Here is a 25,674-nt window from a genome sequence, read left to right on the forward strand (position 1 = left end):
TATTGTTATGATATAACGTATATATAACCAGAGGAAGCAAGCAAGTGATCAAGAAGAACGTAAAGGGAACCCTCGCCGGCCTGACCACGGCCGCGCTGATCATGCCGACGCTGGCAATGGCAGAGAGCGGCGGAGAGCGCGACTGGGACATCGATGTCTCGCTGATTCTGGAGGGCTTCTATTTCAACGAAGTCTCCAGCGGCAACCAGACGCCGGCAGGCTTCTCGGACCACGACCACGGTCATGACCACGGGCACGATCACGACCACAGCCTGAGCGATGGTTTCAATCTCGGGCACTCCGAGCTGGTGATCGAGTCGCGCCTCGGCGACCTGCTGGACGGCACCCTGCTGATCGGCTTCGACGAGGACCATATCGAGGTCGAGGAGGCCTATCTGGTCACGCGGGCGCTGCCGGCCGGCTTCCAGCTCAAGGGCGGTAAGTTCCTCTCCGACGTGGGCTACATGAACAGCCGACATCCCCACGACTGGGACTTTGCCGACCGGCCGCTGGTCAACCGCTTCCTGTTCGGCGATCACGGCCTGCAGGAGACAGGGCTGCAGGCCAGCTGGGTGGCGCCGACGCGCACCTTCACGCGCTTCGGCGTAGAGGTGCTGCAGGGCGATAACGGCAGCTTCAACCGCTTTATGGCCGCGGGCGGCGGCCACGGCAATGGCCACGACCACGATCATGGAGGCGGGCACGACCACGGCCACGATCATGGAAACGGCCACGACCACGGCCATGATCATGGAGGCGGGCACGACCACGGCCACGACCATGGAGGCGGGCACGACCACGGCCATGACCATGGAAGCGGGCACGACCACGACCACGACCACGACCACGGCCATGGACACGGCGGCGCGCCTTACTCGCAGCAGAGCGCACCGCGCCTGTTTACGGCCTTCGTCAAGACGGGTCCCGACCTCGGCCCGGACCATGCCCTGCAGCTGGGGGCCTCCACCGGCTATAACCGTCAGGTCTCACGCGTGGAAGACCATGGGCATCACGCCCATGCCCTGGAGGGCGATGCCTGGTTTGCCGGCCTGGACCTGGCCTACCGCTACGACGCCGGCCGCGCCTATGGCCAGGGCGACTGGCGTGTGACCAGCGAATATTTCCACGTCTGGCGCAATCTCGACGAGCACGTCGAGCACGGCAGCTGGGAGAAGCGGGAGAGCCACCGCGAGCGCCAGGACGGCATGTACCTCGAGGCGGTCTACGGGGTAGCGCCTCGCTGGCAGGCGGGCCTGCGCACCGAGGCGCTGGGCCTGACCAACAAGGTGGTCGACTTTCACCCCACCGAGGTCGAGTCCCTGAGCACCTCTTATCGGCACAGCGCCCAGGTGACCTTCCGCCCGGTGGAGCCGGTGTTCCTGCGCGCCCAGCTGAGTCAGAACGACTTCGCGGCCGCCGGCGGGGAGCGCGATCGCGGGCTGGAGCTGATGTTCCAGGTCAATGTGGCACTTGGCGCTCACGGCGCCCACCGCTTCTAAGGAGTATTAGATGCGATTCATGCGCAATCGCGGCGTCGGGGCCCTGGCCCTGGCGCTCCTGCTGAGCCTGCCGCTGCCGGCCCTGGCGGCGCTGAACATCGTGGCGACCACGGCAAGCCTCGGGATGCTGGCCAACGAGGTGGGGGGTGAGCAGGTGTCGGTCACGGTGCTGGCTGCGCCGGACCGCGATGCCCACTACCTGGACGCGCGCCCGAGCTTCATGGCGGCGCTGCGCCGTGCCGATATGCTGCTGGAGGTCGGCGCCGGGCTGGAGGAAGGCTGGCTGCCCGCCGCCCAGCGTGGCGCCGCCAATCCGGCGGTCAACAGCGGCCGGGAAACGCACTTCGTCGGTGCCAGCATCCTGCCGCTGCGGCGCTCCATCACCATGGATGGCCCGAACGTGGGGCACGTGCATGCCGAAGGCAACCCTCACTTCAACGTGGATCCCATGCGCATGGCGTCGCTGGGCGAGGCGCTGGCGCGGCGGCTGGCGCGTCTCGACCCGGCCCATGCCGAGGCGTATCACGCGCGTGCCGGCGCCCTGGCGGAGACCCTGCGCGAGCAGACCCGGCAGCTGGCCGAGGGCGTGGCCGAGCAGCGCATCGTGGTCTACCACGAGGACCTCGACTACCTGGAAGAGTGGCTGCCCGTGGAGGTCGTCGGCTATCTCGAGCCGGCGCCGGGCATTCCGCCCAGCGCCCGCCACCTGGGCGAGCTGGTCGGCAAGCTGCAGGGCACCGAGGGGCGCGTTCTCTATGCCAGCTTCCAGCCTGCCAAGGGGGCGGAGTTCCTGCAGCGTCAGCTGGGCTGGCCGGCGACCAGCGTAGCGCTGGAGCCGCAGACGCCGACGCTTGAGGGCTATCTGGCCCTGATGCGGGACTGGGTCGATGCGCTGGACGCGCGCTGAATGGCCAGCGGCAGCGAGGTCGTGGCGCTGGAGCGTGCCTCGCTGGGCGTTGCTCGGGCTCTGGTCGGCCCTCTGAGCCTGAGGGTCTCGGCGGGAGCCCGGCTCGCCATCACCGGCCCCAACGGCAGCGGCAAGTCGCTGCTGCTCAAGGCGATTGCCGGCCAGGCGACGCTGTTTTCGGGTCGCCTGCGCTGCGCTCCGGGGCTGACGCTGATGCTGCTGGCCCAGGAAAGCGCCCGGCGCGAGCCCTGGCCGCTTTCCGGCCACGACTGGTTCGCCGCCATGGAGGTGGTGCCGCCCGCGCTGCCGCGCCTGGCAGCGCTGCTGCCCAGGCGGCTGGATACCCTCAGCGGCGGGCAGTGGCAGCTGCTGCGGCTGGCGGCGGCGCTGTCGCCGCCGCCCGGCGCGGAAGGGCGGGTGCCCCACCTGGTCATGCTGGACGAGCCGGCCAACCATCTGGATCACGCCGTCAAGGAAGCCGCCGTGGAGCTGATGACGGCGCTGGACCCGGGCGTCACGCTGCTGATGACCGGCCACGACAGCGGCATGATCGAGGCCTGTGGCGCGACCGCTCTGCCTCTGGAGGCCTGCCTGGATGCCGCCTGACCTTCTCTGGCTGCCGCTGCTGGCCGGCACCGGCATGACCCTGCTGCTCGCCCTTGCCGGCGTCGGCCTCTTTCTGAAGGGCTCCGCCTGGCAGGCCCTGGCGCTCAGCCAGTGGGCCGCCGTGGGCGGCGTGGCGGCATCGGCGCTGACCTGGCCGGTGCTGCCCCTGGCGCTGGGAGTGAGCGGGGGTATGATGTGGCTGCTGCGCCTGCAGCGACAGGGCGAGCATGCGGCGCTGGCCAGCTTTCTGGCTGGCCTGGCCCTGGTGACGCTGCTGGCGGCCAACGCTCCCCAGGCGAGCCTGGCAGCGGCCCGCTGGGCCGAGGGTCAGCTCTACTTCGTGGCGCCGGCCGACGCCTGGGCGGTTGTCGGGCTGACGCTGTTCTCCCTGCCGCTGCTCCGGCCCCTCAAGCGCATCTGGTTGCGCTCACAGCTGCTGCCCAACCTGGCCTCCTGGGCGGTGCCAGGCCTGCCCATGCGCCTGGCGGAGGCGGTGTGGCTGGTCGCCGTGATCGTCATGGGCGCCATGGTGTTTGGCGTGCCGGCCGCGCTGTCGACGCTGCTGTTTCCCGCCTGGATCAGCGCGCTGCGGGCGCGCCACCTGCAGCACTGCCTGCTTCACGCCGTGCTGCTGGCGCTGGTCGCCTTTATGCTGGCCTGGTGGCTCAGCCTCTGGCTGGACCAGCCCTTCGCCCCCGTGCTGATCGTGACCCACGTGGCGGCGGGCATCACGCTATGGGCGCTGCGCTCCGTTCCCTCTTCAACTCGACGATCAACCCCATGACATCGACTGTGACAGGCTCCGCTTCAATTCCGTCTCGCGCCACTGCGCCCACGTGGCGGCGGGCATCACGCTATGGGCGCTGCGCTCCGTTCCCTCTTCAACTCGACGATCAACCCCATGACATCGACTGTGACAGGCTCCGCTTCAATTCCGTCTCGCGCCACTGCGCCTTCCGCCGATGCCGGCGCCTCGCGCACGGCCTCGCCGATCTTCCGCACCATCGAGGCCCTGCAGGGCAGCCAGCCCTGGGGCAGCTTTCTCGATGCGGGCACCGGCTACAACTCGCTGCGCTGGGTCTCCTCGCTTGAGACCGAGCGCTGGGCCGCAGTCACCGCCTCGGCCGGCATGGCGCGCACCGCCAAGAAGGCGGCGGGGGAGCGCATGCGCCCTCAGGACCGCGTGCTGGTGGCCAACTGGATCGCTCCCGAGCTGTTCTACGGGGAGTGCTTCGACACGGTGCTGCTGGACTACTTTATCGGCGCCATCGAGGGCTTTGCGCCCTACTGGCAGGAGCAGGTGCTGACGCGCCTGAGGCCCCACGTAAAGGGCAGGCTCTATATCGTTGGCACCGAGCCCTATGTTCTGGATGCCCCCGATACCCGGGAGGGGCGCATCGTTCAGGCCATCGGCAGGCTGCGCGACGCCTGTCTGCTGATGGGCAACGGGCGCCCCTACCGGGAGTATCCGGCCTCCTGGGTGCTGCGCCAGCTCGGCATTGCCGGCTTTCGCGTGCTCGAGGTGCGCCAGTTTCCCATCCGCTACCGGGAGCGCTTCGTCAATTCGCAGCTCGACATGTGCCTGAAGCAGCTGGATCAGCTGAAGGACCCGGCGCTGGCCGAGGCGCTCCGGGGGCGCATCGAAGCGCTGCGCGCCGAGGCGCTACCCCTGGCGCGCAGCGAGACGGGGCTGCCCTGCGGTGCCGACTATGTGATCGCCGCCGAGCCTCTGGGGCCTGAACACCATGCGCTGCCGGCAGCGCAGTCTCGGTCGGTTGACTCGCCGTCGGCGGCCCTCGAAGAGGGTGCCGCCGACCGATAGGCGGCACTCAGGCTGTCCAGAGGGCGGTGCGGCAGGTCATGGCGAGTGCGGCGCCCGAAAGAATTCGAACAGCCGGGTCACGGCTTCGGGCGCCACGCCATTGGTGATAAAGACGAAGCGCGAGACCCCGTCCGGGCAGGCCGCCATTGGCAGTGTCACCGGGGAGTGGAAGATATGCTGCACGCCGTGCAGGGCCAGGGGCTGCGCCTGCCCCGCCACGTTTACGATGGCTTTGACGCGCAGCATCTTGTCGCCCAGCAGGCTCATCAGCAGATCCAGCCAGTCCTCCAGCACCTCGGGGGCGATGGGCGCCTCCACGCTGAAGCAGAAGGAGCGGATCTGCTCGCCGTGCCGGCTGAGCGGGGCCGTGGCCGCAGGCGCCAGCAGCGGGGCGGAGGCCTCGGCGGGCGTCGGGGTCAGCCCCGGCTGGAGCGACACCTGAGCGTAGGAGGCCGCACCCAGCCAGCCCTCGGCCTGCTGGCCCGCCCTGCCCGCGGCGGGCAGGCGCCGCGCGGTCAACCGCTCGGCGTCCAGCTCGCCCTGGCGCACGTCGAGCTGTTCGGCGGCGGGGTTGACCTCGGTGAGTCGCTCGCGCAGCCGGGCCAGGCGGTCGTCGTCGACAAGATCGGCCTTGGTGATCAGCAGGCAGTCGGCGATGGCGGCCTGGCGCTGGGATTCCCGGTGGGCGTTGAGGGTCGAGAGGCCGTTGGCCGCATCTACCAGGCAGGCCACGCCGTCCAGGCGAAAGCGCTGGGCGAGCCAGTGGTCGGTCATCAACGTCTGCAGGATGGGCGCCGGATCGGCCAGGCCGGTGGTCTCGATGAGCATCCGCGAGATCGGCCGGCCCCCGTCGCGCGCAATCGCCTCCCAGGCCTGCTGGACGCTCTTGCTCAGGTCGCCGCGGATGGTGCAGCAGAGACAGCCGCTGCTCATCTCCACCACGCTGTGCTCGTCGCCCTCGGCGACCAGCCGGTGGTCGAGGCCGATATCGCCGAACTCGTTGATCACCACCAGCGCATCGCGCATGGCGGGCTGGCGCACCAGGCGGTTGAGCAGGGTGGTCTTGCCGCTGCCGAGAAAGCCGGTCAGCACCGTGACCGGCGTAAGGTCTGCGTCGCGCATGGCTTACTCCCAGGCGGGGAAGGGGTCGGGCAGCGCCTGCCAGGCCTCCTTGCCGGCGAGCAGCTCCTCTTCGCTGAGCAGGCAGGCGTCCAGGGCCTGGCGGATGCGCGCCTCGTCGAGGTTCTGGCCGATGAAGACCAGCTCCTGGCGCATGTCGCCGAAGGGCTCCTGCCACTTGTCGAGGATGGCGGCGCGATAGTCGGGGTCCTCCGGCCAGCGCGACTCGGGTACCGCCTTCCAGAACATGCCGGCAAAGCCGTAGTGGGCGATGCCGCCGGCCTGGCTCCACTGGCCGGCGAACTGCGGTCGGGTGGCCAGCCAGAAGAAGCCCTTGGAGCGCAGCAGCTTGCCGCCGAACCAGTCGCCATGCAGCAGCTCGAAGAACTTCTGCGGGTGGAAGGGGCGCCGGGCGTGGTAGGCGAAGCTCGAGATGCCGTACTCCTCGGTCTCCGGCACGTGCTCGCCGCGCAGCTCCTTGAGCCAGCCCGGCGCCTGCTGGGCGCGCTCGAAGCTGAAGCGGCCGGTGTCGAGCACCTTCTCCAGCGGCACCTGGCCGTGGGTGATGGGGATCAGCTCGGCCTCGGGGTTGAGCGAGCGCAGCACCGCGGCGAGCTCGTCGAGCTGGGCGAAGGTGAGCAGGTCGCTCTTGCTGATCAGCAGCACGTCGCAGAACTCGATCTGGTCCACCAGCAGGTCGGCGACGTTGCGCTCGTCCTCCTCGCCGAGGCTCTCGCCCGCCTCGGCCAGGGACTGCGCCTCGCGGTACTGGGTAAGGAAGTTGGCGCCGTCGACCACGGTGACCATGGTGTCGAGGCGAGCGACGTCCGAGAGGCTGCGACCCTCTTCGTCGGCGAAGGTGAAGGTCTCGGCCACCGGCAGCGGTTCGGAGATCCCGGTGGATTCGATCACCAGGGTGTCGAAGTGCCCCTCTTCGGCGAGCCGGCGCACCTCCACGAGAAGGTCTTCGCGCAGGGTGCAGCAGATGCAGCCGTTGCTCATCTCCACCAGCCGCTCCTCGGCGCGGTTGAGGGTCACCTCCTCGTCGCCGGGGGTGCCGCGCACCAGGGCGGCATCGATGTTGACCTCGCTCATGTCGTTGACGATGACCGCCACCCGGCGGCCCTCGCGGTTGGCGAGAATATGATTGAGCAGGGTGGTCTTGCCGGCGCCCAGGAAACCGGAGAGCACGGTCACCGGCAGGGGCGTGTGCAGGGATGTCATCAGCCTTCACCTCGGGTCTTGCGGTAGTGGTTCTCGCGCTGTTCCTGGCGCTCCTTGGCCTCCAGGCAGAGCTTGGCGGTGGGGCGCAGCAGCAGCCTGGGGAGACCGATCGGCTCGCCGGTCTCCTCGCAATAGCCGTAGTCGTCCGCGTCGATGCGGCGCAGGGCCGCCTCGATGTTGGCCAGCAGGCGGGTCTCGCGGTCGGCCTGGCGCAGCTGCAGGCGCAGCTCCTCCTCGAAGGCCGCCTGGTCCAGCTCGTCGCTGTCGCGCTCATGGGAGGCCATGGCGGCGCGCACCTCGCGCAGGTGTTCTTCCACCTGCGCCTTCTCCTCGAGCAGTCGCTCGCGAAAAAAGGCCAGCTGCTCGTCGTTCATGTAGTCGTCGTCGGGCATCGCCAGCAGGCGCGCCTCTTCGGGGGTATAGGGCATGGTGGTCTCTTGCTGGCGTCAGGCGGGGTCGATGGTCAGCAGCAGGCGCTTCTGCCCCTCGGTCAGCGCGGGGCTGCGGTGCACCAGGGCGCGCTGTTCGTTGCCCTCCCAGCCGCCCCCCTTGAGCAGGGCCAGGTCGCCCGCCACGAGCCGCTGGATGGCTCCGGGGTCGCGCACGATCTCGGGCTTCTCCGCCGAGGGGGCGCCCAGGCCTTCGCGGTTGACGGCCTCCTCGGGAAGCCATTCGCTGCCCGGGCCGTGATAGGTGGTCACCAGGCGCACCGGCAGGTTGTCGACGTGGAAGCGCGGGCACATGGCGGCGTCCAGCAGGCGCAGGCGGATGCCCACCGTGTCGGTATCGAACAGGTAGGCCATGGCCTCGGCCAGCAGCTGGACGTCCTCCACCAGCGCCTCGGCCGCCTCGGCGGCGGGCAGCCGCTTGAGCAGGTCGGCGCGCAGGTCGTCGCCGGGCTGGCCTAGCCAGGCCAGCTGCCAGGCACGCTCGGCCTGGCACTGGGCCAGAACGCTCTGCTGCAGCGCCGCCGAGAGGCGCCGGCGCATCACGGCGATGTTGATATCGTCCTCGAAGATGCGCGGCAGGACGTCGATCTCGTCACCCAGGGCCAGGTGGCGGGCCAGTTCCGTATCGGAAAGGGGAGCGGAGAGGGCGGGCAACGACATGCAGGATCTCCCGTGGGGTTCTGAGAATGTTATAACATATCTATTGGGGCGGCCGTTGTCATCTCCAGTCGTTATTCAAGGGAAAGCAAAACTGGGGCTCAGCGCTCCACCCAGCCGCGGCTGATCAGCGGGGCGAACAGCAGGTGATATAGCCTTCTTGCCACATGGTGATAGAAGGGCAGGATCAGCCAGCCGCGGCTGATGCCGACCAGCGCGGCCACGCCGGTGGCCAGCAGCAGGGCGCCCAGCATGTCCTGGGGGAAGTGCACACCCAGATAGACCCTCGACCAGGCGACCGGCAGGGCCAGCAGTAGCAGGTAGCGGCCGATGCGCCGGGTGCCGCCGTGAAGCATCAGGCTGAAGGCCATGGTCAGCATGATGGTGGCATGGTTGCTGGGGAAGGCCGCCGTGGGCGCGTGCTCCAGAAAGGTCTGCCCCACCGGTACCATGAAGGGGCGCGGCGTGTGCCAGAGGGCGCCGATCAGCCAGCTGGCTGCCAGAGCCAGCAGGGTAGCGATGAAGGCTTCGAGCAGCGGGCGCTTCAGGCGGTCGCTGCCGCGCAGCCAGCCGATGACCAGCAGGGCGGGCACCAGCCAGATCAGGTAGACGGCGAAAACCTCCGCCATCAGCAGCAGGCGAGGGTCGCTGTCGGGAGCGGCGTTGAGGTAAGCGAACAGGGCGAGGTTCAACGAGTTATTGTCCATGAGGCAGGGGTCTTGTGACAGAAACATGACGGCGTGCCCGGACTCTATCGGGGTTTGCCCCCTGTGCCTACACCGTTGGCCCCGTTTTCTTCGGTGTAAATGCCTCTCCGGCCAGGGTGACCAGGTTGCCGAGGGCCGGGGAGTCGTTGCCTGTGCGCCAGGCCAGCCAGAGCGGCATGTCGCAGCGGGCCAGCTCCTCAATCTCCAGGAAGCGAATTCCCGGCATGGGCAGGCAGGCGCTGGCGGCGGGCACGATGGCGACCCCCAGGCCGGCGGCCACCATGCTCAGGATGGCGGTGTTGTCGGCGCCGAACTGGACGATCCGGGGGTGAAAATCGAGGCGCTGGAAGTGGGCCATGACCCTGTCATAGTAGACCGGCGAGACGCTGCGAAAGCCCCAGATGAAGTCCGCCTGTTCGAGCTCATGGAGGCGCCGGGGCGGTGAGGTAGCCCAGGATGACGGGGTGGGCACTGCCAGGATCAGGTGGTCGTTCTGCAGCTGCCGGGTCTCGAGGCCGTGCTGCTCGGCGCTGTCCAGGTAGAGGATGCCGGCATCCAGGGTACCTTCGCGCAGCCGCTCGAGCTGGGGGCCGGAGAGCAGCGGAAAGACCTCGAAGCCCACCTGGGGGTAGCGCTGCCGGTAGCGGTGCATCAGCCCGGCCACTTCCGGCATCCAGAGGTGGGTCACCGTGACCCCGAGGCTCAGCTTGCCGGTCATGCCGCTGCCCAGCGCCGAGAGTCGCGCCTTGATCTGGGTGCGGCGGTCCAGCAGCGCTACCGCCTCCTCGTAGAGCGCCTGACCCGCCACCGTCAGGCGCACGCCTCGGGCATGCCGCTCCAGCAGCCGGGTCTCCAGGTCCTCCTCCAATAGTCGTAGCTGGCGGGTCAGTGCGGGCTGGGCCACGTGCACGCGGTGGCTGGCGGCGGAGATCGAACCGGTCTCTGCAATCGCAATGAAATAGCTGAGTTGGCGGAATTCCATGGGGCTCACGGCATCGGGCGGAGAGGGCTGCCACTCTACCCATATCAATTCAGCATGTCAGCTATGCAAAAGCTATATTTTTTCTATCGAAAGGGGCGTTTCATAGTGGGAGAACAACCCATAACAAGCCTCGCCCCGTGCGAGCCGGACGACCCCTGGACCTTCGCGATGACCAAGACCTATCACCTTTTGACGGGACTGCACTTTGCCCTGTGCACCCTGGCCATGATCTGGCCCGGCGCCCTGATCGCCAACCGTATCGAGCCCACTGTGCTGGGGCTCCCCTTCCTGTTCTTCTGGTACATCCTCTGGATGCTGGTGCTCTTTGCCGGCATGTGGGTGGCCTTCGTGGTCCGTCACGGAGGTGGCCGCCATGACTGATTCGCTGATCGTCGTCGGTATCACTCTGACCTATCTCCTCGGTGTGCTCTGGGTCGGCCTGCGCGCCCGGGGCCAGGAGAACTCCAGCCTCGAGGGCTATGTGGCCGGGGGACGCCACGTCGGCGTGGTGATCCTCTTCTTTATCCTCGGCGCCGAGATCTTCTCCGCCTTCGCCTTCCTGGGCGCACCCGGCTGGGCCTATCAGCACGGCGCACCGGCCTTCTATATCCTTGCCTACCTGTCGCTGGTGCCCATCACCATCTGGGCCATGGGGCCGCGGGTGGCCTCCCTGGGGCGCCAGAAGGGCTATCTGACCCAGGGCGACATGATCGCCGACCACTACCAGAGCAGGTCGCTGGGTATCCTGGCCGGGGTCATCGGCGTGCTGGCGCTGGTGCCCTACCTGACCATCCAGATCGCCGGCGCCGGCCTGCTGTTCCAGGCGGCCACCGACGGCCTGATTCCCTTCTGGCTCGGCGCCCTGCTGGCCTTCGTGGTGGTGGCGGCCTATGTCTTCACCAGCGGCCTCAACGGCATCGGCTGGACCAACCTGATCCAGGGCATCATGATGATCGCCATCGCCTGGTTCCTCGGCCTGTCGATCTCCGAGCGCCTCTATGGCGGGGTGGGCGAGATGTTCAGCCAGATCCAGCTGACCATGCCCGAGTCCCTGACCATGCCCGGGGCCACCGGCATGAACTGGGGCTACTTCAGCACCGCCGTGCTGGTCAGCGCCTTCGGTGGCGCCATGTGGCCGCACCTCTTCATGAAGTTCTACTCCGCCGACAGCGGCAGGACCCTGCGCAAGGTCAGCGTCTTCTATCCTCTCTACGCCTACCTGCTGGTGCCGCTGCTGTTCATCGGTTTCGCCGGCATCCTGGTGTTCGCCGATGAGCCCCTGGTGCGCTCCGATACCGTGCTGCTGCGCATGGTCATGGACGTGGCCAACTTCTCGCCCTGGGTGATCGGGCTGATGCTCTCCGGTGCCCTGGCGGCGGCCATGTCCACCGGGGCCAACCTGGCGCATACCGCGGCGATCGTGCTGGTGCGCGATGTGATGAGCCCGACGGTCATGAAGGGGGCGAGCGAGCAGAGCGTCGTCAAGGCGACCCGCTGGAGCGTGCTCGGGCTGTCGCTGATCGCCTACCTCTTCGCCCTGGCCAATCCCGCTTCCCTGGTGCTGCTGCTGCTGGGGGCCTATGGGCTGATCGTCCAGCTCTTCCCCATGGTGCTCGGTGCGCTCTTCCTGCCGCAGCTGCGCCGCGCCAGCGTGATGGCCGGTGCCCTGGTGGGCAGCCTGGCCTACCTGCTGATGGATTTCGTCTGGAGCTCGCCGCTGGGCTGGCACGCCGGCGTCTGGGCCATGCTGCTCAACGTGGCGGTGGTGGGGGCCTGGCAGCTGCTGGGTCGCACGTCTCGGGACGGCCAGGCCCTGGCCGGCAAGAGCGTCTAAGGCAAAGGAGGCCAAGATGACAATGCAACTCGACACGCCCCGCCTTGCACACCCTGATCGCCGGGCCGCCATCGGCGGCCAGGTGGAGGCCGCCTTCGAGAGGGTGCAGGCGCTCTATCGTCAGCTTCACCAGTTTCCGGAGCTGCCCTTCCAGGAGCACGAGACCAGCGCTCGCCTGGCCGAGGCCCTGGAGGCCCTGGGCTATGCGGTGACTCGCGGCGTCGGCGGCACCGGGGTGGTGGCCCTGCTCAGGAACGGCGAGGGTCCCACCGTGATGCTGCGCGGCGACATGGACGCGCTGCCGATCGAGGAGAAGACCGGGCTCGACTATGCCAGCGTGCAGACCGCGGAGAGCAACAGCGGTCAGGTGCCCCTGATGCACGCCTGCGGCCACGACCTGCACAGCAGCTGCATCGTGGGAGCGGCGGCGGTGATGGCCGGGCTTCGGGAGCAGTGGTCCGGTACCCTGATGCTGATCTGCCAGCCCGCCGAGGAGATCTTCGGCGGCGCTCGGGCGATGCTCGACGACGGCCTCTACGAGCGCTTCGCACGGCCCGATGTGATCCTCGGCCAGCACAACATGCCGGCGCTTGCCGGCACCGTCGGGCACATCGCCGGCGGCGCCATGGCCGCCTGCACCAACCTGGCGGTGACCATCCACGGCGCCGGTGGCCACGGCTCTATGCCGGCCCAGGCAGTGGATCCGGTGGTGATCGCCGCCCACGTGGTGACCCGCCTGCAGAGCATCGTCTCCCGGGAGGTGCCGCCGGAGGAGACCGTGGTGGTGACCGTCGGCAAGCTGCATGCCGGCACCCAGGCCAACATCATCCCCCACGCGGCGGAGCTGGAGATCAACGTGCGCAGCTTCGACAACGCCCTGCACGCCCGGGTGGTCGAGAGCATCGAGCGCATCATCCGCGCCGAGTGCGAGGCGGGGCGCTCGCCCAGGCCCCCAGAGTTCCGGGTGCTCAACGAGACCATCGCCCTGCACAACGATGCCGCGGCGGTGGAGCAGGTGCGTCGCGCCCATGCCGAGCAGTTCGGCGAGGCGAACCTCTATGCCATGCCGCGCCTCAACGGCAGCGAAGACTTCCCCCTCTTCGGCAGCGCCGAGGCCGGCGGCTTCGGCGGTGACGATATTCCCTATGTCTACTGGTTTATCGGCGCCACGCCGGCCGAACGCTGGGCCGAGACGCCGGGAGCGAGCGTCTCCGAGAAGATGCGCCACCTGGAGATGCCCCATTCGCCCTACTACTTCCCGGGCAACGCAGTGACCCTGCGCACCGGCATGGCGGCCATGGCCGCGGGGGCGCTGGCCTGGCTGGCGCCCTGAGGGACGCCAGGCAGCCACTCGGCTCCGACAACGCAGAAGGCCGCCCCTCGGGGCGGCCTTCCTGCGTCAGGGCTTCGGCACCCTCAGCACTCGATGGCGCTGACGGCCAGGCCCCCCGTGGAGGTCTCCTTGTACTTGGCCTGCATGTCGGCGCCGGTGTCGCGCATGGTGCGGATCACCTTGTCCAGGGAGATGAAGTGCTCACCATCACCGCGCAGCGCCATCTGGGCGGCGTTGATCGCCTTCACCGAGGCGATGGCGTTGCGCTCGATGCAGGGCACCTGCACCAGGCCGCCCACCGGATCGCAGGTCAGCCCCAGGTTGTGCTCCAGCCCGATCTCGGCGGCGTTCTCCACCTGGTCGATGGTGCCGCCCATCACCTCGGTGAGGCCGGCGGCGGCCATGGCGCAGGCGGAGCCCACCTCGCCCTGACAGCCCACCTCGGCGCCTGAGATCGAAGCGTTCTTCTTGCACAGGATGCCCACGGCGCCGGCAGCGAGCAGGAAGTTCACCACGTCGCGCTCGCAGGCGCCTTTCCGGAACTGCATGTAGTACTGCAGCACCGCCGGGATGATCCCCGCCGCGCCGTTGGTGGGGGCGGTGACCATGCGCCCGCCGGCGGCATTCTCCTCGTTGACGGCGAGCGCATAGAGGTTGACCCAGTCCATGGCCGACATCGTCGAGGCGATCAGCGAGTGGTCGTCCTCGCTGGCCAGCATCCGCTGGTAGAGCGCCCTGGCGCGGCGCTTGACCTTGAGCCCGCCGGGCAGGGTGCCCTCGGCCTCCATGCCCTTGACGATGCACGCCTGCATCGCCGTCCAGATCGTCAGCAGGCCTTCGCGAATCTCGGCTTCGCTGCGCCACGCCTTCTCGTTCTCCAGCATCAGCTCGCTGATGCCGAGGCCGCTCCTGCGACACATGGCCAGCAGCTCGTCGGCGCTCTGGAAGTCGTAGGGCAGGGTGGCGGTGTCGGTATCGAGCTTCCCCGCGGCGGCCTGGGCCTCGTCGATGACGAAGCCGCCCCCCAGCGAGTAGTAGGTGTTGCGATGGAGCTCGCCGCCATGGCCGTGGGCGATCAGGCGCATGGCGTTGGGGTGGTGGGGCAGGCTCTCCTCCTGCAGCTGCAGGTCTCGGGCCCAGAGGAAGGGCACGCTGTGGCGGCCGTCCAGGCGCAGCGCCTCGGCCTCCAGGAGCTCCTCGATGCAGGGGGCGATGAGCGCCGGGTCGATACGATCGGGCCGCTCGCCCATCAGCCCCATCAGCACGGCGCGGTCGGTACCGTGGCCGATGCCGGTGGCGGAGAGCGAGCCGAACAGCTGCACCTCGACGCGGGCGACTCGCTCGAGCAGGTCACCCGCCTTGAGCTCGCCGATGAAGTCGTGGGCGGCCCGCATGGGGCCGACGGTGTGCGAGCTCGAGGGCCCGATACCGATCTTGAAGAGGTCGAAAACGCTGATAGCCATGGGGCGTCTCCTGCGTACGGCTTGTTGTTGCGGGGCCTGGGCAGGCGGTCGGTGCCGGCGGGCGCGGGAGCGCCTGCCGGGCCGTAGCGTTACTTGCCGCGAAAGTAGCCGGGCGCGACGAAGGGCATCTTGCTGACCGTCATGGGCAGGCGCTTGCCGCGCACCTCGGCATGGACGGTGGTGCCGAGCTCGGCATGGGCCACGTCGACGTAGCCCATGGCCACCGGCTTGCCGACGCTGGGGCCGAAGCCGCCGGAGGTCACCACGCCGATCTCGTTGCCGGCCGCGTCGAAGAGCCTGGCGCCTTCGCGCACCGGGGCGCGGCCTTCGCCGAGTAGGCCGACCCGCTTGCGGCGGTGATCCTTGGCCTCCACCTGGTGCAGGATCGCCTCGGCGCCCGGGAAGCCGCCGGGGCGTTCGCCGCCGCGACGGCGCGGCTTGCCGATGGCCCAGATCAGGCCGGCCTCCACTGGCGTGGTCTCGGCGTCGATATCGTGGCCATAAAGGCAGAGCCCCGCCTCGAGGCGCAGGGAGTCCCGGGCACCGAGGCCGATCGCTTCCACTTCCGGCTCGTCGAGCAGGCGCCTGGCCAGGGCTTCGGTCTGGTCGGCGGCCATCGAGATCTCGAAGCCATCCTCACCGGTGTAGCCGCTGCGGCTGATCCAGACGGGAATGCCGTCGATCTCGAAGTGGCCGTGCTGCATGAAGACCATCTCGCAGGCGGCGGGGCAGAGGCGCTCCATCACCGCGGCGGTCTGCGGGCCCTGCAGGGCGAGCAGGCCGCGGTCCAGCACCTCGATCTCGTGGCCGGCGGGCAGGTTGGCGCGCAGGTGAGCGACGTCCTGCTCCTTGCAGGCGGCGTTGACCACCAGGTAGAGGTGGTCGCCGGCGTTGACCACCATCAGGTCGTCGAGGATGCCGCCGGCCTCGCTGGTGAAGATGGCGTAGCGCTGCCAGCCTTCGGCGAGGCCCAGGATATCCGCCGGCACCAGGGTCTCGAGCGCCTTGGCGGGCTCCGGGCCGCGCAGCAGCAGCTGACCCATATGGGAGACGTCGAAGAGGCCGGAGGCGGTGCGGGTGTGCTCGTGCTCCTTCTTGACGCCTAGCGGATACTGCACCGGCATCTCGTAGCCGGCAAAGGGCACCAGCTTGGCGCCCAGGGCCAGGTGCAGGTCGTGGAGGGGAGTGCGGTTCAGTTCGCTCATGGGGAGTCTCCGGTCACGGCGGGAAGGGGCGGCCTGCCACAAGCATAGCGGTCGGGGCCTGGATGGTGACTAGAGTAGACGAAGTTTCCTATAAGAAACAATGGGGCCGTGAAAAATCGCCCGTCCTCCCCGGAGAGAGAGCGGGCTGTGGGGCATGAAAGGTGAATTCGACGGGCTCCGGCAAGGAATTCGGGGGGAGCTGTCGGAGCGTCACTTTCCTATTGGAAACGCGGGGCTTGGTGCTGGACTAGGAGGTCAGCGGCCCGCCGTTGATCGCCGAGAGGGCCTCGTTGGCCTCGAGGAGCTGCGCCTCGATGCCGGTGACTCCCATGCCCTCCAGGCGAGCGGTGTGCATCCGGCAGTAGGCCTCGGCGTCCGCCCGGGTGGCGAAGAGATAGACACCGCCGGCGCGTCCGGCCTGCTGGTCTTCCGTCCAGATCTTCCACAGCAGGCCCGGCTCGTCGTTGATGGAGCGGGCCAGCGGGGTCATGGCCTCGACCATGGCGTCGCCGAAGGGGCCGTCGAAGGGGAAGTGCACCTGAAGAATCGTGGCCATGGGGGCCTCCTTGTCGAGAGTGTCGGGGTCAGCCTGGGCCCAGTATCGGTCTTTCGGAGACGAGAGGCGAGTGCTCCAACGACGCGGGGCCTGCCCAAAGGCAGGCCCCGCTGGCTCGTGCAGCAGCGGACCGGCTAGAGCCGGCTGGCCACGGCGTCGAGGAAGCCGTGCATGTCGACCAGGGTCTCGCTGGCCGGATCCTGGGTCTTGCCCTTGAGGTCGCCGGTGATGATGCCGGCGTCCACGGTATCGATCAGCGCCGCCTTGAGGGCATGGGCGTAGTCGATCAGGGCGTCGTTCTCGTCGCGCTCGCCCAGGGCCTCCAGGGCGTTGGCCACGGCGAAGAGCAGGGCGGAGGAGTTGAAGTGCGCCTCCTGGCCGTCGGTCTCCAGGTACTTCAGGTAGAGGTCGTGGGCGGTGCCGTGGGGCGCCTCGAAGAGCATGGTGCCCTCCTTGCTCTCGATGATCGAGCTGGCGGTGGCCAGGCTGCCCCCCAGGGCGGCGGAGATATCGGAGAAGATGTCGCCGTCCAGGTTCTGGGCCGGGTAGAGGGCGTTGCGGGGCGGGTCGGTGATCATCTTGATGAGCTGGCTGGAGGGCCGCATGATCATGAACGACGGCGGCGGGGTGCCGGTCTCGGCGAGCTCGCGACGCACGTCGGTGATCGCCGTGCTGAAGACCTCGTCATACTCCATGTACTCGCGCTTGAGGCCGAAGTAGACCTCCTTCTCCTTGCGCGAGGCGTCGCGGAAGACCTGCAGCACCCAGTCCTTGATCGCCGCCTGGTCGTTGGACATCAGCAGGATGGGGTCGCCCTTCCTGACCCGGCGGGCGTACTTCTCCTCGCCGTCGACGATCACCTTGAGGATGCCGTCCTCCTCGGCGGGAGCATTGAAGCTGCCGTACTGGTCGCCGCCGCCGGCGCTCATGCGTGAGATGGAGACCTGGGCCTTGCGATCCGGGATGCCGTAGACCTTGAGCTGCTCCACCAGCTTGTAGAGCTTGCGGCCGGTGGTATTGTCCGGCACGCCCCAGATGGCCCGCTCCGGCGGGTTGGCCACCAGGCGCGCCGCCTGGGCATCGATCAGCTCGTAGAAGTACTTCAGCCCCAGCGACTCGACCTGTTCGCGGTAGTGCCGATCGAAGATGCCCTCGATGGCGGCGCGCATCACGCCGTCATAGCCGGCGATCACGGTGTCCTTGAGGCCCAGATAGATATCGCGCCGCTCGTCGATGGCGCGCTGGAAGAAGCGGTGCGCCCAGGCCTTGACCGCTTCCAGGTCATTGGTGGCCAGCAGCCAGGGATCGCCCTTGTTGACCTCGCGGCGGTGCAGCTCCACCGGGTCGCCGCTTTCGCCCACGAACATCAGCTTGACCACGCCGGTGGCCCGGGAGAGCTCGTTGAAGCTGTCCTTGATGCCGCCGCTCTCCATGGTGTCCACCACGATATCGCGGCCGATCCACTCCGGGCGCTTCACCTTGAGGTTGCGAAACTCGATGTCTTCCCGGGTGATATTGCCGCCGATGCCCTTGCGGATGGCGCCGTTGGGCGACTTGGTGGCCAGCGGATGAAGGCGGCTGCTGTCGACCTCGGGGTGCTTGGCGAGCAGCTCGCCGAGCTGGGTGCGGTTGACCGTCATGCCGGCGTTCTTGATCCCCACGCCGTGCTGCTTGAGCGCCTCGATCGCATCGACGATCACCTGTCCGTTGGTGACCAGGCGGTTCTCTGCCGAAAGGTCGATCTCTACCAGCGGGATCTCCAGCCGGGATGTCACGAAGGTCTCGAGGATCTTCTCGAAGGCCACCTGGGCCATCTCGTCGCCGTGCAGGATGACGAGAGGGGCATCGACATGGATTTTGCGGCTCATCACTCTTCCTTGTTTTCCAGGGATCACTCTGTGGTAATCGGTGCGCTGATCGGCAGTCTCCAAGGGTACGCTCGAGGTGCGTCGGGCGCTACGCGCAGAAAGCAGTAGGGCGAAGGGCTCGAGGCTAGGCTATCTGCGGCGGGGCGAGCGGCGCTCGTCCGGGTGCACCTCGTTGGCGGGCAGCACCGGATCATAGCCCTCGGCGCGCAGCGCCTCGATCACCTCCCGGGTATGTTCGCTGCCCAGGGTCTCGAGCGTCGCCTCCACCTCGGTGGCGCGCAGGGAGATATCGGTGAAGGTGCGCTGATGGGCGATCTGGATCACGTTGGCGCACTGCTCGGCCAGCAGCCGGGTCAGCTCCGCGAGTGCTCCCGGCACGTCGGGTATCGCCACCCGCACGCGCACGATGCGCCCGCTGCGCACCAGGCCGCGCTGAATGACCGAAGAGAGCGCCAGCATGTCGATATTGCCGCCGCAGAGGATCAGTCCCACCTTGCGCCCCCGGTAGCGCTCCGGGTCGGCGAGCACCGCGGCCAGGCCGGCGGCGCCGGCGCCCTCCACCACCGTCTTCTCGATCTCCAGCAGCAGCAGGATGGCGCGCTCGATCTCGGGCTCGTCCACCAGCACGATGTCGCTGACCCTGTCGCGCACGATGGGCAGGGTCAGCCGGCCGGGCTGCTTGACGGCGATCCCCTCGGCCAGGGTGGCGTGGCCGCAGTGGACCTGCTGGCCGGCCAGGGCCTGCTTCATGGCGGGGAAGCGCTGGGTCTGCACCCCCACCACCTCGATGCCAGGCCTGAGCTCGGTGGCGGCGATGGCGTTGCCCGCGATCAGCCCGCCGCCGCCGATGGGAATCACCAGGGTGTCGAGGTCCGGTGTGTCCTGCAGCATCTCGAGTGCGATGGTGCCCTGGCCCGCGATGATGCGCTCGTCGTCGTAGGGGTGGACGAACACCAGGTCGCGCTCCTCGGCCAGGCGTCTGGCGTAGTCGCCGGCCTCGGCAACGCCCTCTCCCTCCAGGTGCACCTCGGCGCCGAGGGCGCGGGTGTTGCTCACCTTGAGGTTCGGGGTGTGACGGGGCATGACGATGGTGGCGCGAATACCCAGCCGGGCGGCGTGGTAGGCCACCGCCTGGGCGTGGTTGCCGGCGGACATGGCGATGACGCCCCGGGCCCGCTCCTCGTCACTGAGGCTCAGCAGGTGGTTCAGCGCGCCGCGCTCCTTGAAGGCGGCGGTGAACTGGTGATTCTCGAACTTGAGGTAGAGCTCGCAGCCGGCGATACGGGACAGCGTCCGGGAGTGCAGGCAGGGGGTGCGCTCCACGCTGCCATGCAGGCGAGTGGCGGCGGTGCGGATATCGTCGAGGGTTACGCTCATCGGTGGCCATCCTGGTGCTTGTTGTTGTAGGGAACCTGGGGATTAGGGGTGGGCGGCCTCGTCGATTGAGTCGACCACGCGCCGTGCCAGGTCGAAGACATGGGGGTCGTCGACCTCCAGTTCGCGGAGAGCCTCGGCCAGGTTGAGCAGGTAGTCGCGGTTGGGGCCGCTGGGGCCGTGGGCCCGGGCGATCTGCTCGGCGATGGCATCCGGCGGAGCGTCGCCGAGGAAGGCGGCGTTCTCCTCGTCGGCCAGGTAGATCAGCCCCTCGGTGCGGCCACCGGCCGCGTCGTCGAAGCAGAGGCTCACCACCTCGCGCAGGTAGCCATTCTTCTCGCGCACATCCAGGGGTGCCAGCACCTCGGGGGTGATGCGATAGGCCATGCCATGGCAGAGGGCGGCCGGGTCGCGCACCAGGGTGGCCACGCGCCCGGGGGCCTCCGGGGTGCCTCGGTGGTCATGGGAGCCCTGCCAGAAGCGGCGCGACCAGCCGTGGATATGGGCCGGGCGCCGCTCGAGATAGGGAAAGTCGGCCTTCCAGATCAGCGAGCCGTAGCCGAACAGCCAGATCTGGTCGTGGCCGTCGAAGTGGGTCATCTGGCGATTGAGGGCGGTGGTGTCCAGGGCCATGGTCGTCGTGCAATTGGTGGTGGGCGGAAGGCCCCATGATGCGTCTCGGGGTGGCGAAAGTCTAAGGGGAGAAGGGGCGCGACGCGGCCGTGCGGGTGCGGTAGGCTGGCGGCCTGTTCATTTTCTGCTGATGGAGCCCGTCCCATGACCGTGATGATACTCGGCCTGTTGATCTTCCTCGGAGTGCACTCGGTGCGCATCGTCGCCGACGACTGGCGCGCTGCGCAGATCGAGCGCCTGGGGGCGCTGCCCTGGAAGGCGGCCTATTCGGTGGTGTCGATCATCGGCCTGGCCCTGGCGATCTGGGGCTATGGCCAGATGCGCCTCGACCCGACCTGGGTCTGGTTCCCGCCGGTGGGGCTGCGCCACGCCGTCTCGCTGCTGATGATTCCCGCCTTCATCCTGCTGGTGGCGGCCTATGTGCCGGGCAACCACCTCAAGGTGAAGCTGGGCCACCCTATGATCATCGCCGTGAAGCTGTGGGCCTTCTCCCACCTGCTGGCCAATGGGCGCCTGGGGGATATCGTCTTCTTCGGCGCCTTCCTGCTCTGGGCGGTGTTCGACTTCCGCTCAGCCAGGCGTCGCCCGGCCCCTGCAATACAGGCGCCCAGCATGGCGCGCACCGCCATCGCCGTGGTGGCGGGCCTGGTGGCCTACTATCTGTTCGCCTTCCACCTGCACGTCTGGGTCACCGGCGTGCCGGTGATGTAGGAGGGCCCGGCGCTGGCGGCATGGCGCTCTCACCAGACCTGCTCCAGCACCGCCAGGGCCTCGCCGATCACCGGCTCCTCGCCGCGGCGCCGCCGCCAGACGAAGCAGAGCGCGCAGGGCAGCCGCACCCCTTCGACTACCGTCAGGCCGCGCTCCTGACGCTCGGCCATGGCCAGCGCATCCCGGGCCAGGCTCAGCCCCACGCCGGCTCGCACCAGGTCGAGCATGCACGCTTCCTGATCCACCCGGGCCACGCCCCGGGGCGTTACGCCGAGGGGCGCCAGCGCCCCGTTGAGCAGTCGGTGGTGCACGGAGTCCGACGGCGTGACGATCCAGGGCTGTCGGGCGAGCTGGCGCCAGCCGCACCCCGACAGGCGGCTGCCCCAGCCGGCGGGGGCGATCACCTGATAGTCGAAATGGGTCAGCTCCCGACAGGCGATCTCGTCGTCGGCCTCGCCGGGGCCCTCCCCGGGCGGGGCCAGATAGAAGCCGACGTCGAGTTCGTCGCGGCGCAGGCGCGCCAGCACGCTGCCGCTCATGCCGTGGGAGAGCTCGGTCTCGAGCTGGGGTGCGCGCTCCACCAGGCGGCGCAGGAAGGCCCCCAGGCGGATGAACTCCGGGTCGACGATGGTGCCGATCCGCAGCCGCCCGCGCAGGGTGCTGTGCAGGGTGCCGGCCTGCTGCTCGAAGGCGGCCATGGCGGCCAGGGCCTTCTCGGCGGCGGGCAGCAGCGCCTGGCCGTCGTCGCTCAACGCGAGCCCCCGGGCATGGCGGTGGAAGAGCCGCAGGTCGAGGCGGGCCTGAAGCTGCTTGAGCTTGAGGCTCACCGCTGGCTGGGTCAGGTGCAGCCGTTCGGCGGCCCGGGAGACGCTGCCCTCTCGGGCCACGGTGACGAAGGTGCGCAGGGTGGGCAGGTCGGTCATGGGAAGATCCGGGCGAAGTGATATCAGTAAAATTTATATCTTGCTTTTGAAACTCTCAATTGATTCTCGCGCCCGTCGCGCTAGTCTCGGAGCTTACTGGCGCCTCCGGCGCCCCCTGATGCCCCACTAACAAGACATCGCGAGGTCCCCTCCATGAGCACTGCCAGCATCGCACATTATATCAATGGGCAAATGGCCGAAGGCCTCTCCGGCCAGAGCCAGCCGGTGACCAACCCGGCCACCGGTGAGGTCTCGGGCCGGGTGGCCCTGGCGGGCGGCGCCGACGTGGAGGCCGCCGTGGCGGCCGCTTCCGCGGCCTTTCCGGCCTGGGCCGATACCCCGCCGATCCGTCGCGCCCGGGTGATGTTCCGGTTCCTGGAGCTGCTCAACGCCCACAAGGATGAACTCGCGGAGGCGATCACCCGGGAGCACGGCAAGGTCTTCACCGACGCCCAGGGCGAGGTGGCCCGCGGTATCGATATCGTCGAGTTCGCCTGCGGCATTCCGCAGCTGCTCAAGGGGGACTACACCGAGCAGGTCAGTGGCGGCATCGACAACTGGACCCTACGCCAGCCGCTGGGCGTCGTCGCCGGCATCACGCCCTTCAACTTCCCGGCCATGGTGCCCATGTGGATGTTCCCGGTGGCCATCGCCTGCGGCAACACCTTCATCCTCAAGCCGAGCCCGCTGGATCCCAGCGCCTCGCTGCTGATCGCCGATCTGCTCAAGCGGGCCGGGCTGCCCGACGGCGTCTTCAACGTGGTGCAGGGCGACAAGGAGAGCGTCGAGGCGCTGATCGACCACCCCGAGGTGCAGGCGCTGTCGTTTGTCGGCTCCACCCCCATCGCCAACCTGATCTACGAGCGCGGCGCCCGCTACGGCAAGCGCGTCCAGGCACTCGGCGGCGCCAAGAACCACATGGTGGTGATGCCCGATGCCGACCTCGACAAGGCCGTCGACGCCCTGGTCGGCGCCGCCTACGGCAGTGCCGGGGAGCGCTGCATGGCGATCAGCGTGGCGGTGCTGGTGGGCGACGTGGCCGATGAGATCGTGCCGCGCCTGGCCGAGCGCGCCCGGGCCCTGAAGGTCAAGAACGGCATGGAGCTCGACGCCGAGATGGGCCCCATCGTCACCCGTCAGGCCCATGAGCGCATCACCGGCTATATCGAGAAGGGCGTTGCCGAGGGTGCCGAACTCGTCGTGGACGGCCGCGACTTCGATGCGGCGAACGCCGGGGAGGGCTGCGAGGAGGGCTTCTGGATGGGCGGTTCGCTGTTCGACCGCGTCACCCCGGAGATGACCATCTACAAGGAGGAGATCTTCGGCCCGGTGCTGGCCTGCGTGCGGGTGCCCGACATCGCCACCGCCATCCGCCTGATCAACGAGCATGAGTTCGGCAACGGCGTGAGCTGCTTCACCGAGAGCGGCAGCGTGGCCCGGGAGTTCGGCCGGCGCATCCAGGTGGGCATGGTGGGCATCAACGTGCCGATCCCGGTGCCCATGGCCTGGCACGGCTTCGGCGGTTGGAAGCGCTCGATGTTCGGCGACACCCACGCCTACGGCGAGGAGGGCGTACGCTTCTACACCAGGCAGAAGTCGATCATGCAACGCTGGTCCGACTCCATCCGCGGCGGCGCCGAGTTCGCCATGCCGACCCACAAGTAGGAGAGGGAGCGCACGCCATGACACAACAACAATTCGACTATATCGTGGTGGGGGCAGGCACCGCCGGCTGCCTGCTGGCCAACCGCCTGAGCGCCGACCCGGCCAACCGGGTGCTGCTCATCGAGGCGGGCGGGCGCGACAACTACCACTGGATCCATATCCCGGTGGGTTACCTCTACTGCATCGACAACCCCCGCACCGACTGGCGCTTTCGCACCGAGCCCGATGCCGGGCTCAACGGCCGCTCGCTGATCTACCCCCGGGGCAAGACCCTGGGCGGCTGCTCCAGCATCAACGGCATGCTCTACATTCGTGGCCAGGCCCGGGACTACGACCACTGGGCCGAGCTCACCGGCGAGGAGGCCTGGCGCTGGGAGAACTGTCTGGCGGACTTCATGAGGCACGAGGACCATCACCGCCTGGACGCCGGCGGCGACGCCGACGCTGGCCACCGCGACTTCCACGGCCACGGCGGCGAGTGGCGGGTGGAGAAGCAGCGCCTGAGTTGGCAGGTGCTCGACGACTTTGCCACCGCGGCGGTGGAGGCGGGCATCCCGCGCACCGAGGACTTCAACCGCGGCGACAACGAAGGGGTGGGCTACTTCGAGGTCAACCAGCGTGCCGGCTGGCGCTGGAACACCGCCAAGGCCTTCCTGCGCGGCGTCGAGAAACGCGAGAACCTGACTCTCTGGCACTCCAGCCAGGTGCTGGGGCTCGAGGTGGCGCCCGACGGCGAGGGCGGCGAGCCCCGCTGCAGGGGGGTGCGGGTCGAGCGCGGGGGCGAGGAGCTGACCGCCCTCGCCGGGCGGGAGGTGATCCTCTCCGCCGGGGCCATCGGCTCGCCCCAGCTGCTGCAGCTCTCCGGCATCGGCCCGGCGGACCTGCTGGCCGAGCATGAGATTCCCGTGGTCGCCGACCTGCCCGGCGTGGGGGAGAACCTCCAGGACCACCTGCAGATCCGCTCGGTCTACAAGGTAAGCGGAGCCAAGACCCTCAACACCATGACCGGCAGCCTGGTGGGAAAGGCGAAGATCGGCCTGGAGTACGCGCTGAAGCGCACGGGCCCCATGAGCATGGCGCCCTCCCAGCTCTGCGCCTTCACTCGCAGCGCCGAGGCCTTCGAGCATCCCAATATCGAGTACCACGTCCAGCCGCTCAGTCTGCCCGCCTTCGGCCAGCCCCTGGACACCTTCCCGGCGATCACGGCCAGCGTCTGCAACCTCAACCCCACCAGCCGCGGCACGGTGCGCATCACCAGCCGCGACCCGCGCCGGGCGCCGGCCATCGCGCCCAACTACCTGAGCACCCCGGAGGATCGCCAGGTGGCGGCAGACTCCCTGCGGGTCACTCGGCGCATTGCCGCCCAGCCGGCCTTTGCCAGGTACCAGCCGGAAGAGGTCAAGCCCGGCGTCGAGTTCCAGAGCGACGAGGAGCTGGCGCGGCTCGCCGGGGATATCGGCACCACCATCTTCCATCCGGTGGGCACCACGAAGATGGGCCGGGCCGACGACCCCATGGTGGTGGTGGACCCGCACCTGCGGGTGCGCGGGGTGGCCGGGCTCAGGGTGGTGGATGCCGGGGTGATGCCCACCATCACCAGCGGCAACACCAACTCGCCGACGCTGATGATCGCCGAGAAGGCCGCGGCCTGGATCCTGGCCGGGGAGTAACTTTCTCGTCATCGACGCAAAATAGTATTTGACCTGCGACCGCGAAGGGCGCAAGCTGTGCGCAGTTGGTTAGCAAGTCGAACATCGCAAGTGGTCATCGAAACGCTCTAGTGTCGATTTCCCGGTGAAAGGTTTCTTGTTCTACCCACTGCAACTCGGGTATTTCCCGGAAAATCAAACGCTATTTGAGGAATTCGATAATGGCTACCGGTACTGTCAAGTGGTTCAACGACACCAAGGGCTTCGGCTTCATTTCTCCGGACGACAACGGTGACGACCTGTTCGCTCACTTCTCCGAGATCCAGGCTGACGGCTTCAAGACCCTGCAAGACGGCCAGAAGGTTTCCTTCGACGTCACCCAGGGCAAGAAAGGCCTCCAGGCTTCCAACATCAAGGTCATCGGCTAATCGCCAGCTGACACTGATGTGACTCCCTCGGGAGTACGAGAGGGCCCGCCACGTGCGGGC

Annotated in this window: 25 protein-coding genes; 12 read left to right on the top strand and 13 right to left on the bottom strand. The window is 68.4% G+C overall.

The genetic code is table 11. The features are described from left to right. Positions 1 to 44: 44 nt before the first annotated feature. The 5 genes from NHL60_RS05405 (at position 45) to NHL60_RS05425 (ending at position 4,834) form a co-directional block, all read left to right on the top strand. Positions 45 to 1,499 carry a hypothetical protein gene (locus tag NHL60_RS05405; protein ID WP_253449877.1) on the top strand — a complete coding sequence of 485 codons (1,455 nt, stop codon included), beginning with the start codon at positions 45 to 47 and terminating at the stop codon, positions 1,497 to 1,499. Between the two features lie 10 nt (positions 1,500 to 1,509). Continuing rightward, on the top strand, positions 1,510 to 2,406 hold the full coding sequence (locus tag NHL60_RS05410; protein ID WP_253449879.1) for a metal ABC transporter substrate-binding protein: 897 nt from the start codon (positions 1,510 to 1,512) through the stop codon (positions 2,404 to 2,406). Continuing rightward, entirely contained in the window at positions 2,407 to 3,012 is a 606-nt protein-coding gene (locus NHL60_RS05415) for an ATP-binding cassette domain-containing protein (RefSeq protein WP_253449882.1), read from the top strand. After that, complete coding sequence (locus NHL60_RS05420) at positions 3,002 to 3,796, top strand: metal ABC transporter permease (RefSeq protein ID WP_253449885.1); 795 nt, start codon at positions 3,002 to 3,004, stop codon at positions 3,794 to 3,796. The genes NHL60_RS05415 and NHL60_RS05420 overlap by 11 nt, the downstream gene beginning before the upstream one ends. Positions 3,797 to 3,913: 117 nt before the next feature. Beyond that, a complete protein-coding gene (locus tag NHL60_RS05425; RefSeq protein ID WP_253449888.1) occupies positions 3,914 to 4,834 on the top strand; it encodes a class I SAM-dependent methyltransferase in 921 nt (306 codons plus the stop codon). 36 nt (positions 4,835 to 4,870) lie between these two features. Here the strand turns inward: NHL60_RS05425 and NHL60_RS05430 are convergent, their stop codons facing one another. The 6 genes from NHL60_RS05430 to NHL60_RS05455 all read right to left on the bottom strand — a co-directional run bounded on the left by NHL60_RS05430 (position 4,871) and on the right by NHL60_RS05455 (position 9,972). Further along, positions 4,871 to 5,956 carry a GTP-binding protein gene (locus tag NHL60_RS05430; RefSeq protein ID WP_253449891.1) on the bottom strand — a complete coding sequence of 362 codons (1,086 nt, stop codon included), beginning with the start codon at positions 5,954 to 5,956 and terminating at the stop codon, positions 4,871 to 4,873. Positions 5,957 to 5,959: 3 nt separating this feature from the next. Then, on the bottom strand, positions 5,960 to 7,177 hold the full coding sequence (gene zigA / locus NHL60_RS05435; protein ID WP_253449894.1) for a zinc metallochaperone GTPase ZigA: 1,218 nt from the start codon (positions 7,175 to 7,177) through the stop codon (positions 5,960 to 5,962). After that, entirely contained in the window at positions 7,177 to 7,605 is a 429-nt protein-coding gene (locus NHL60_RS05440; protein WP_253449897.1) for a TraR/DksA C4-type zinc finger protein, read from the bottom strand. The genes zigA and NHL60_RS05440 overlap by 1 nt, the downstream gene beginning before the upstream one ends. An 18-nt stretch (positions 7,606 to 7,623) precedes the next feature. Continuing rightward, entirely contained in the window at positions 7,624 to 8,286 is a 663-nt protein-coding gene (locus NHL60_RS05445) for a DUF1826 domain-containing protein (RefSeq protein ID WP_253449900.1), read from the bottom strand. Positions 8,287 to 8,384: 98 nt separating this feature from the next. Next, the gene (locus NHL60_RS05450; RefSeq protein ID WP_253449903.1) at positions 8,385 to 8,990 is read right to left on the bottom strand and encodes a phosphatase PAP2 family protein; all 606 of its coding nucleotides are present in this window, start codon (positions 8,988 to 8,990) and stop codon (positions 8,385 to 8,387) included. A 67-nt stretch (positions 8,991 to 9,057) separates the two neighbouring features. Further along, positions 9,058 to 9,972, bottom strand: coding sequence for a LysR family transcriptional regulator (locus tag NHL60_RS05455; protein WP_253449906.1), 915 nt, complete (start codon positions 9,970 to 9,972; stop codon positions 9,058 to 9,060). 168 nt (positions 9,973 to 10,140) lie between these two features. Between NHL60_RS05455 and NHL60_RS05460 the strand changes: the two genes are divergently transcribed. From NHL60_RS05460 to NHL60_RS05470, 3 genes are read left to right on the top strand one after another with little or no spacing between them, the layout of a single operon-like run. Continuing rightward, on the top strand, positions 10,141 to 10,353 hold the full coding sequence (locus NHL60_RS05460; protein WP_253449909.1) for a DUF3311 domain-containing protein: 213 nt from the start codon (positions 10,141 to 10,143) through the stop codon (positions 10,351 to 10,353). Beyond that, positions 10,346 to 11,806 carry a sodium:solute symporter gene (locus tag NHL60_RS05465; protein ID WP_253449912.1) on the top strand — a complete coding sequence of 487 codons (1,461 nt, stop codon included), beginning with the start codon at positions 10,346 to 10,348 and terminating at the stop codon, positions 11,804 to 11,806. The genes NHL60_RS05460 and NHL60_RS05465 overlap by 8 nt, the downstream gene beginning before the upstream one ends. A gap of 16 nt (positions 11,807 to 11,822) precedes the next feature. Continuing rightward, on the top strand, positions 11,823 to 13,139 hold the full coding sequence (locus NHL60_RS05470) for an amidohydrolase (protein WP_253449915.1): 1,317 nt from the start codon (positions 11,823 to 11,825) through the stop codon (positions 13,137 to 13,139). An 83-nt stretch (positions 13,140 to 13,222) separates the two neighbouring features. Here the strand turns inward: NHL60_RS05470 and NHL60_RS05475 are convergent, their stop codons facing one another. From NHL60_RS05475 to NHL60_RS05500, 6 genes are all read right to left on the bottom strand, one after another. Further along, the gene (locus tag NHL60_RS05475) at positions 13,223 to 14,602 is read right to left on the bottom strand and encodes an L-serine ammonia-lyase (RefSeq protein WP_253449919.1); all 1,380 of its coding nucleotides are present in this window, start codon (positions 14,600 to 14,602) and stop codon (positions 13,223 to 13,225) included. Positions 14,603 to 14,691: 89 nt separating this feature from the next. Next, positions 14,692 to 15,807 carry a glycine cleavage system aminomethyltransferase GcvT gene (gene gcvT / locus NHL60_RS05480; protein ID WP_253449922.1) on the bottom strand — a complete coding sequence of 372 codons (1,116 nt, stop codon included), beginning with the start codon at positions 15,805 to 15,807 and terminating at the stop codon, positions 14,692 to 14,694. Positions 15,808 to 16,054: 247 nt separating this feature from the next. Further along, on the bottom strand, positions 16,055 to 16,363 hold the full coding sequence (locus NHL60_RS05485; RefSeq protein ID WP_253449925.1) for a monooxygenase: 309 nt from the start codon (positions 16,361 to 16,363) through the stop codon (positions 16,055 to 16,057). A 134-nt stretch (positions 16,364 to 16,497) separates the two neighbouring features. Next, a complete protein-coding gene (locus NHL60_RS05490; RefSeq protein WP_253449928.1) occupies positions 16,498 to 18,231 on the bottom strand; it encodes an isocitrate/isopropylmalate family dehydrogenase in 1,734 nt (577 codons plus the stop codon). Between the two features lie 129 nt (positions 18,232 to 18,360). Next, positions 18,361 to 19,608 carry a threonine ammonia-lyase gene (locus NHL60_RS05495; RefSeq protein WP_253449931.1) on the bottom strand — a complete coding sequence of 416 codons (1,248 nt, stop codon included), beginning with the start codon at positions 19,606 to 19,608 and terminating at the stop codon, positions 18,361 to 18,363. Between the two features lie 42 nt (positions 19,609 to 19,650). Further along, on the bottom strand, positions 19,651 to 20,238 hold the full coding sequence (locus NHL60_RS05500; RefSeq protein ID WP_253449934.1) for a gamma-glutamylcyclotransferase: 588 nt from the start codon (positions 20,236 to 20,238) through the stop codon (positions 19,651 to 19,653). A gap of 144 nt (positions 20,239 to 20,382) precedes the next feature. Here NHL60_RS05500 and NHL60_RS05505 point away from each other — a divergent pair, with 144 nt between their 5' ends. After that, positions 20,383 to 20,949, top strand: a complete 567-nt coding sequence (locus NHL60_RS05505; protein WP_253449938.1) for an NnrU family protein — start codon at positions 20,383 to 20,385, stop codon at positions 20,947 to 20,949. 29 nt (positions 20,950 to 20,978) lie between these two features. Here the strand turns inward: NHL60_RS05505 and NHL60_RS05510 are convergent, their stop codons facing one another. After that, positions 20,979 to 21,872, bottom strand: coding sequence for a LysR family transcriptional regulator (locus NHL60_RS05510; RefSeq protein WP_253449941.1), 894 nt, complete (start codon positions 21,870 to 21,872; stop codon positions 20,979 to 20,981). Between the two features lie 153 nt (positions 21,873 to 22,025). Between NHL60_RS05510 and NHL60_RS05515 the strand changes: the two genes are divergently transcribed. From NHL60_RS05515 to NHL60_RS05525, 3 genes are all read left to right on the top strand, one after another. Beyond that, on the top strand, positions 22,026 to 23,537 hold the full coding sequence (locus tag NHL60_RS05515; protein ID WP_253449944.1) for a CoA-acylating methylmalonate-semialdehyde dehydrogenase: 1,512 nt from the start codon (positions 22,026 to 22,028) through the stop codon (positions 23,535 to 23,537). Between the two features lie 17 nt (positions 23,538 to 23,554). Further along, positions 23,555 to 25,207 carry a GMC family oxidoreductase gene (locus NHL60_RS05520; protein WP_253449947.1) on the top strand — a complete coding sequence of 551 codons (1,653 nt, stop codon included), beginning with the start codon at positions 23,555 to 23,557 and terminating at the stop codon, positions 25,205 to 25,207. 200 nt (positions 25,208 to 25,407) lie between these two features. Continuing rightward, a complete protein-coding gene (locus NHL60_RS05525) occupies positions 25,408 to 25,614 on the top strand; it encodes a cold-shock protein (protein ID WP_010629501.1) in 207 nt (68 codons plus the stop codon). The last annotated feature ends 60 nt before the right edge of the window (positions 25,615 to 25,674 follow it).

The sequence above is a fragment of the Halomonas sp. Y3 genome (assembly GCF_024137965.1).
GTDB lineage: Bacteria > Pseudomonadota > Gammaproteobacteria > Pseudomonadales > Halomonadaceae > Halomonas > Halomonas mongoliensis.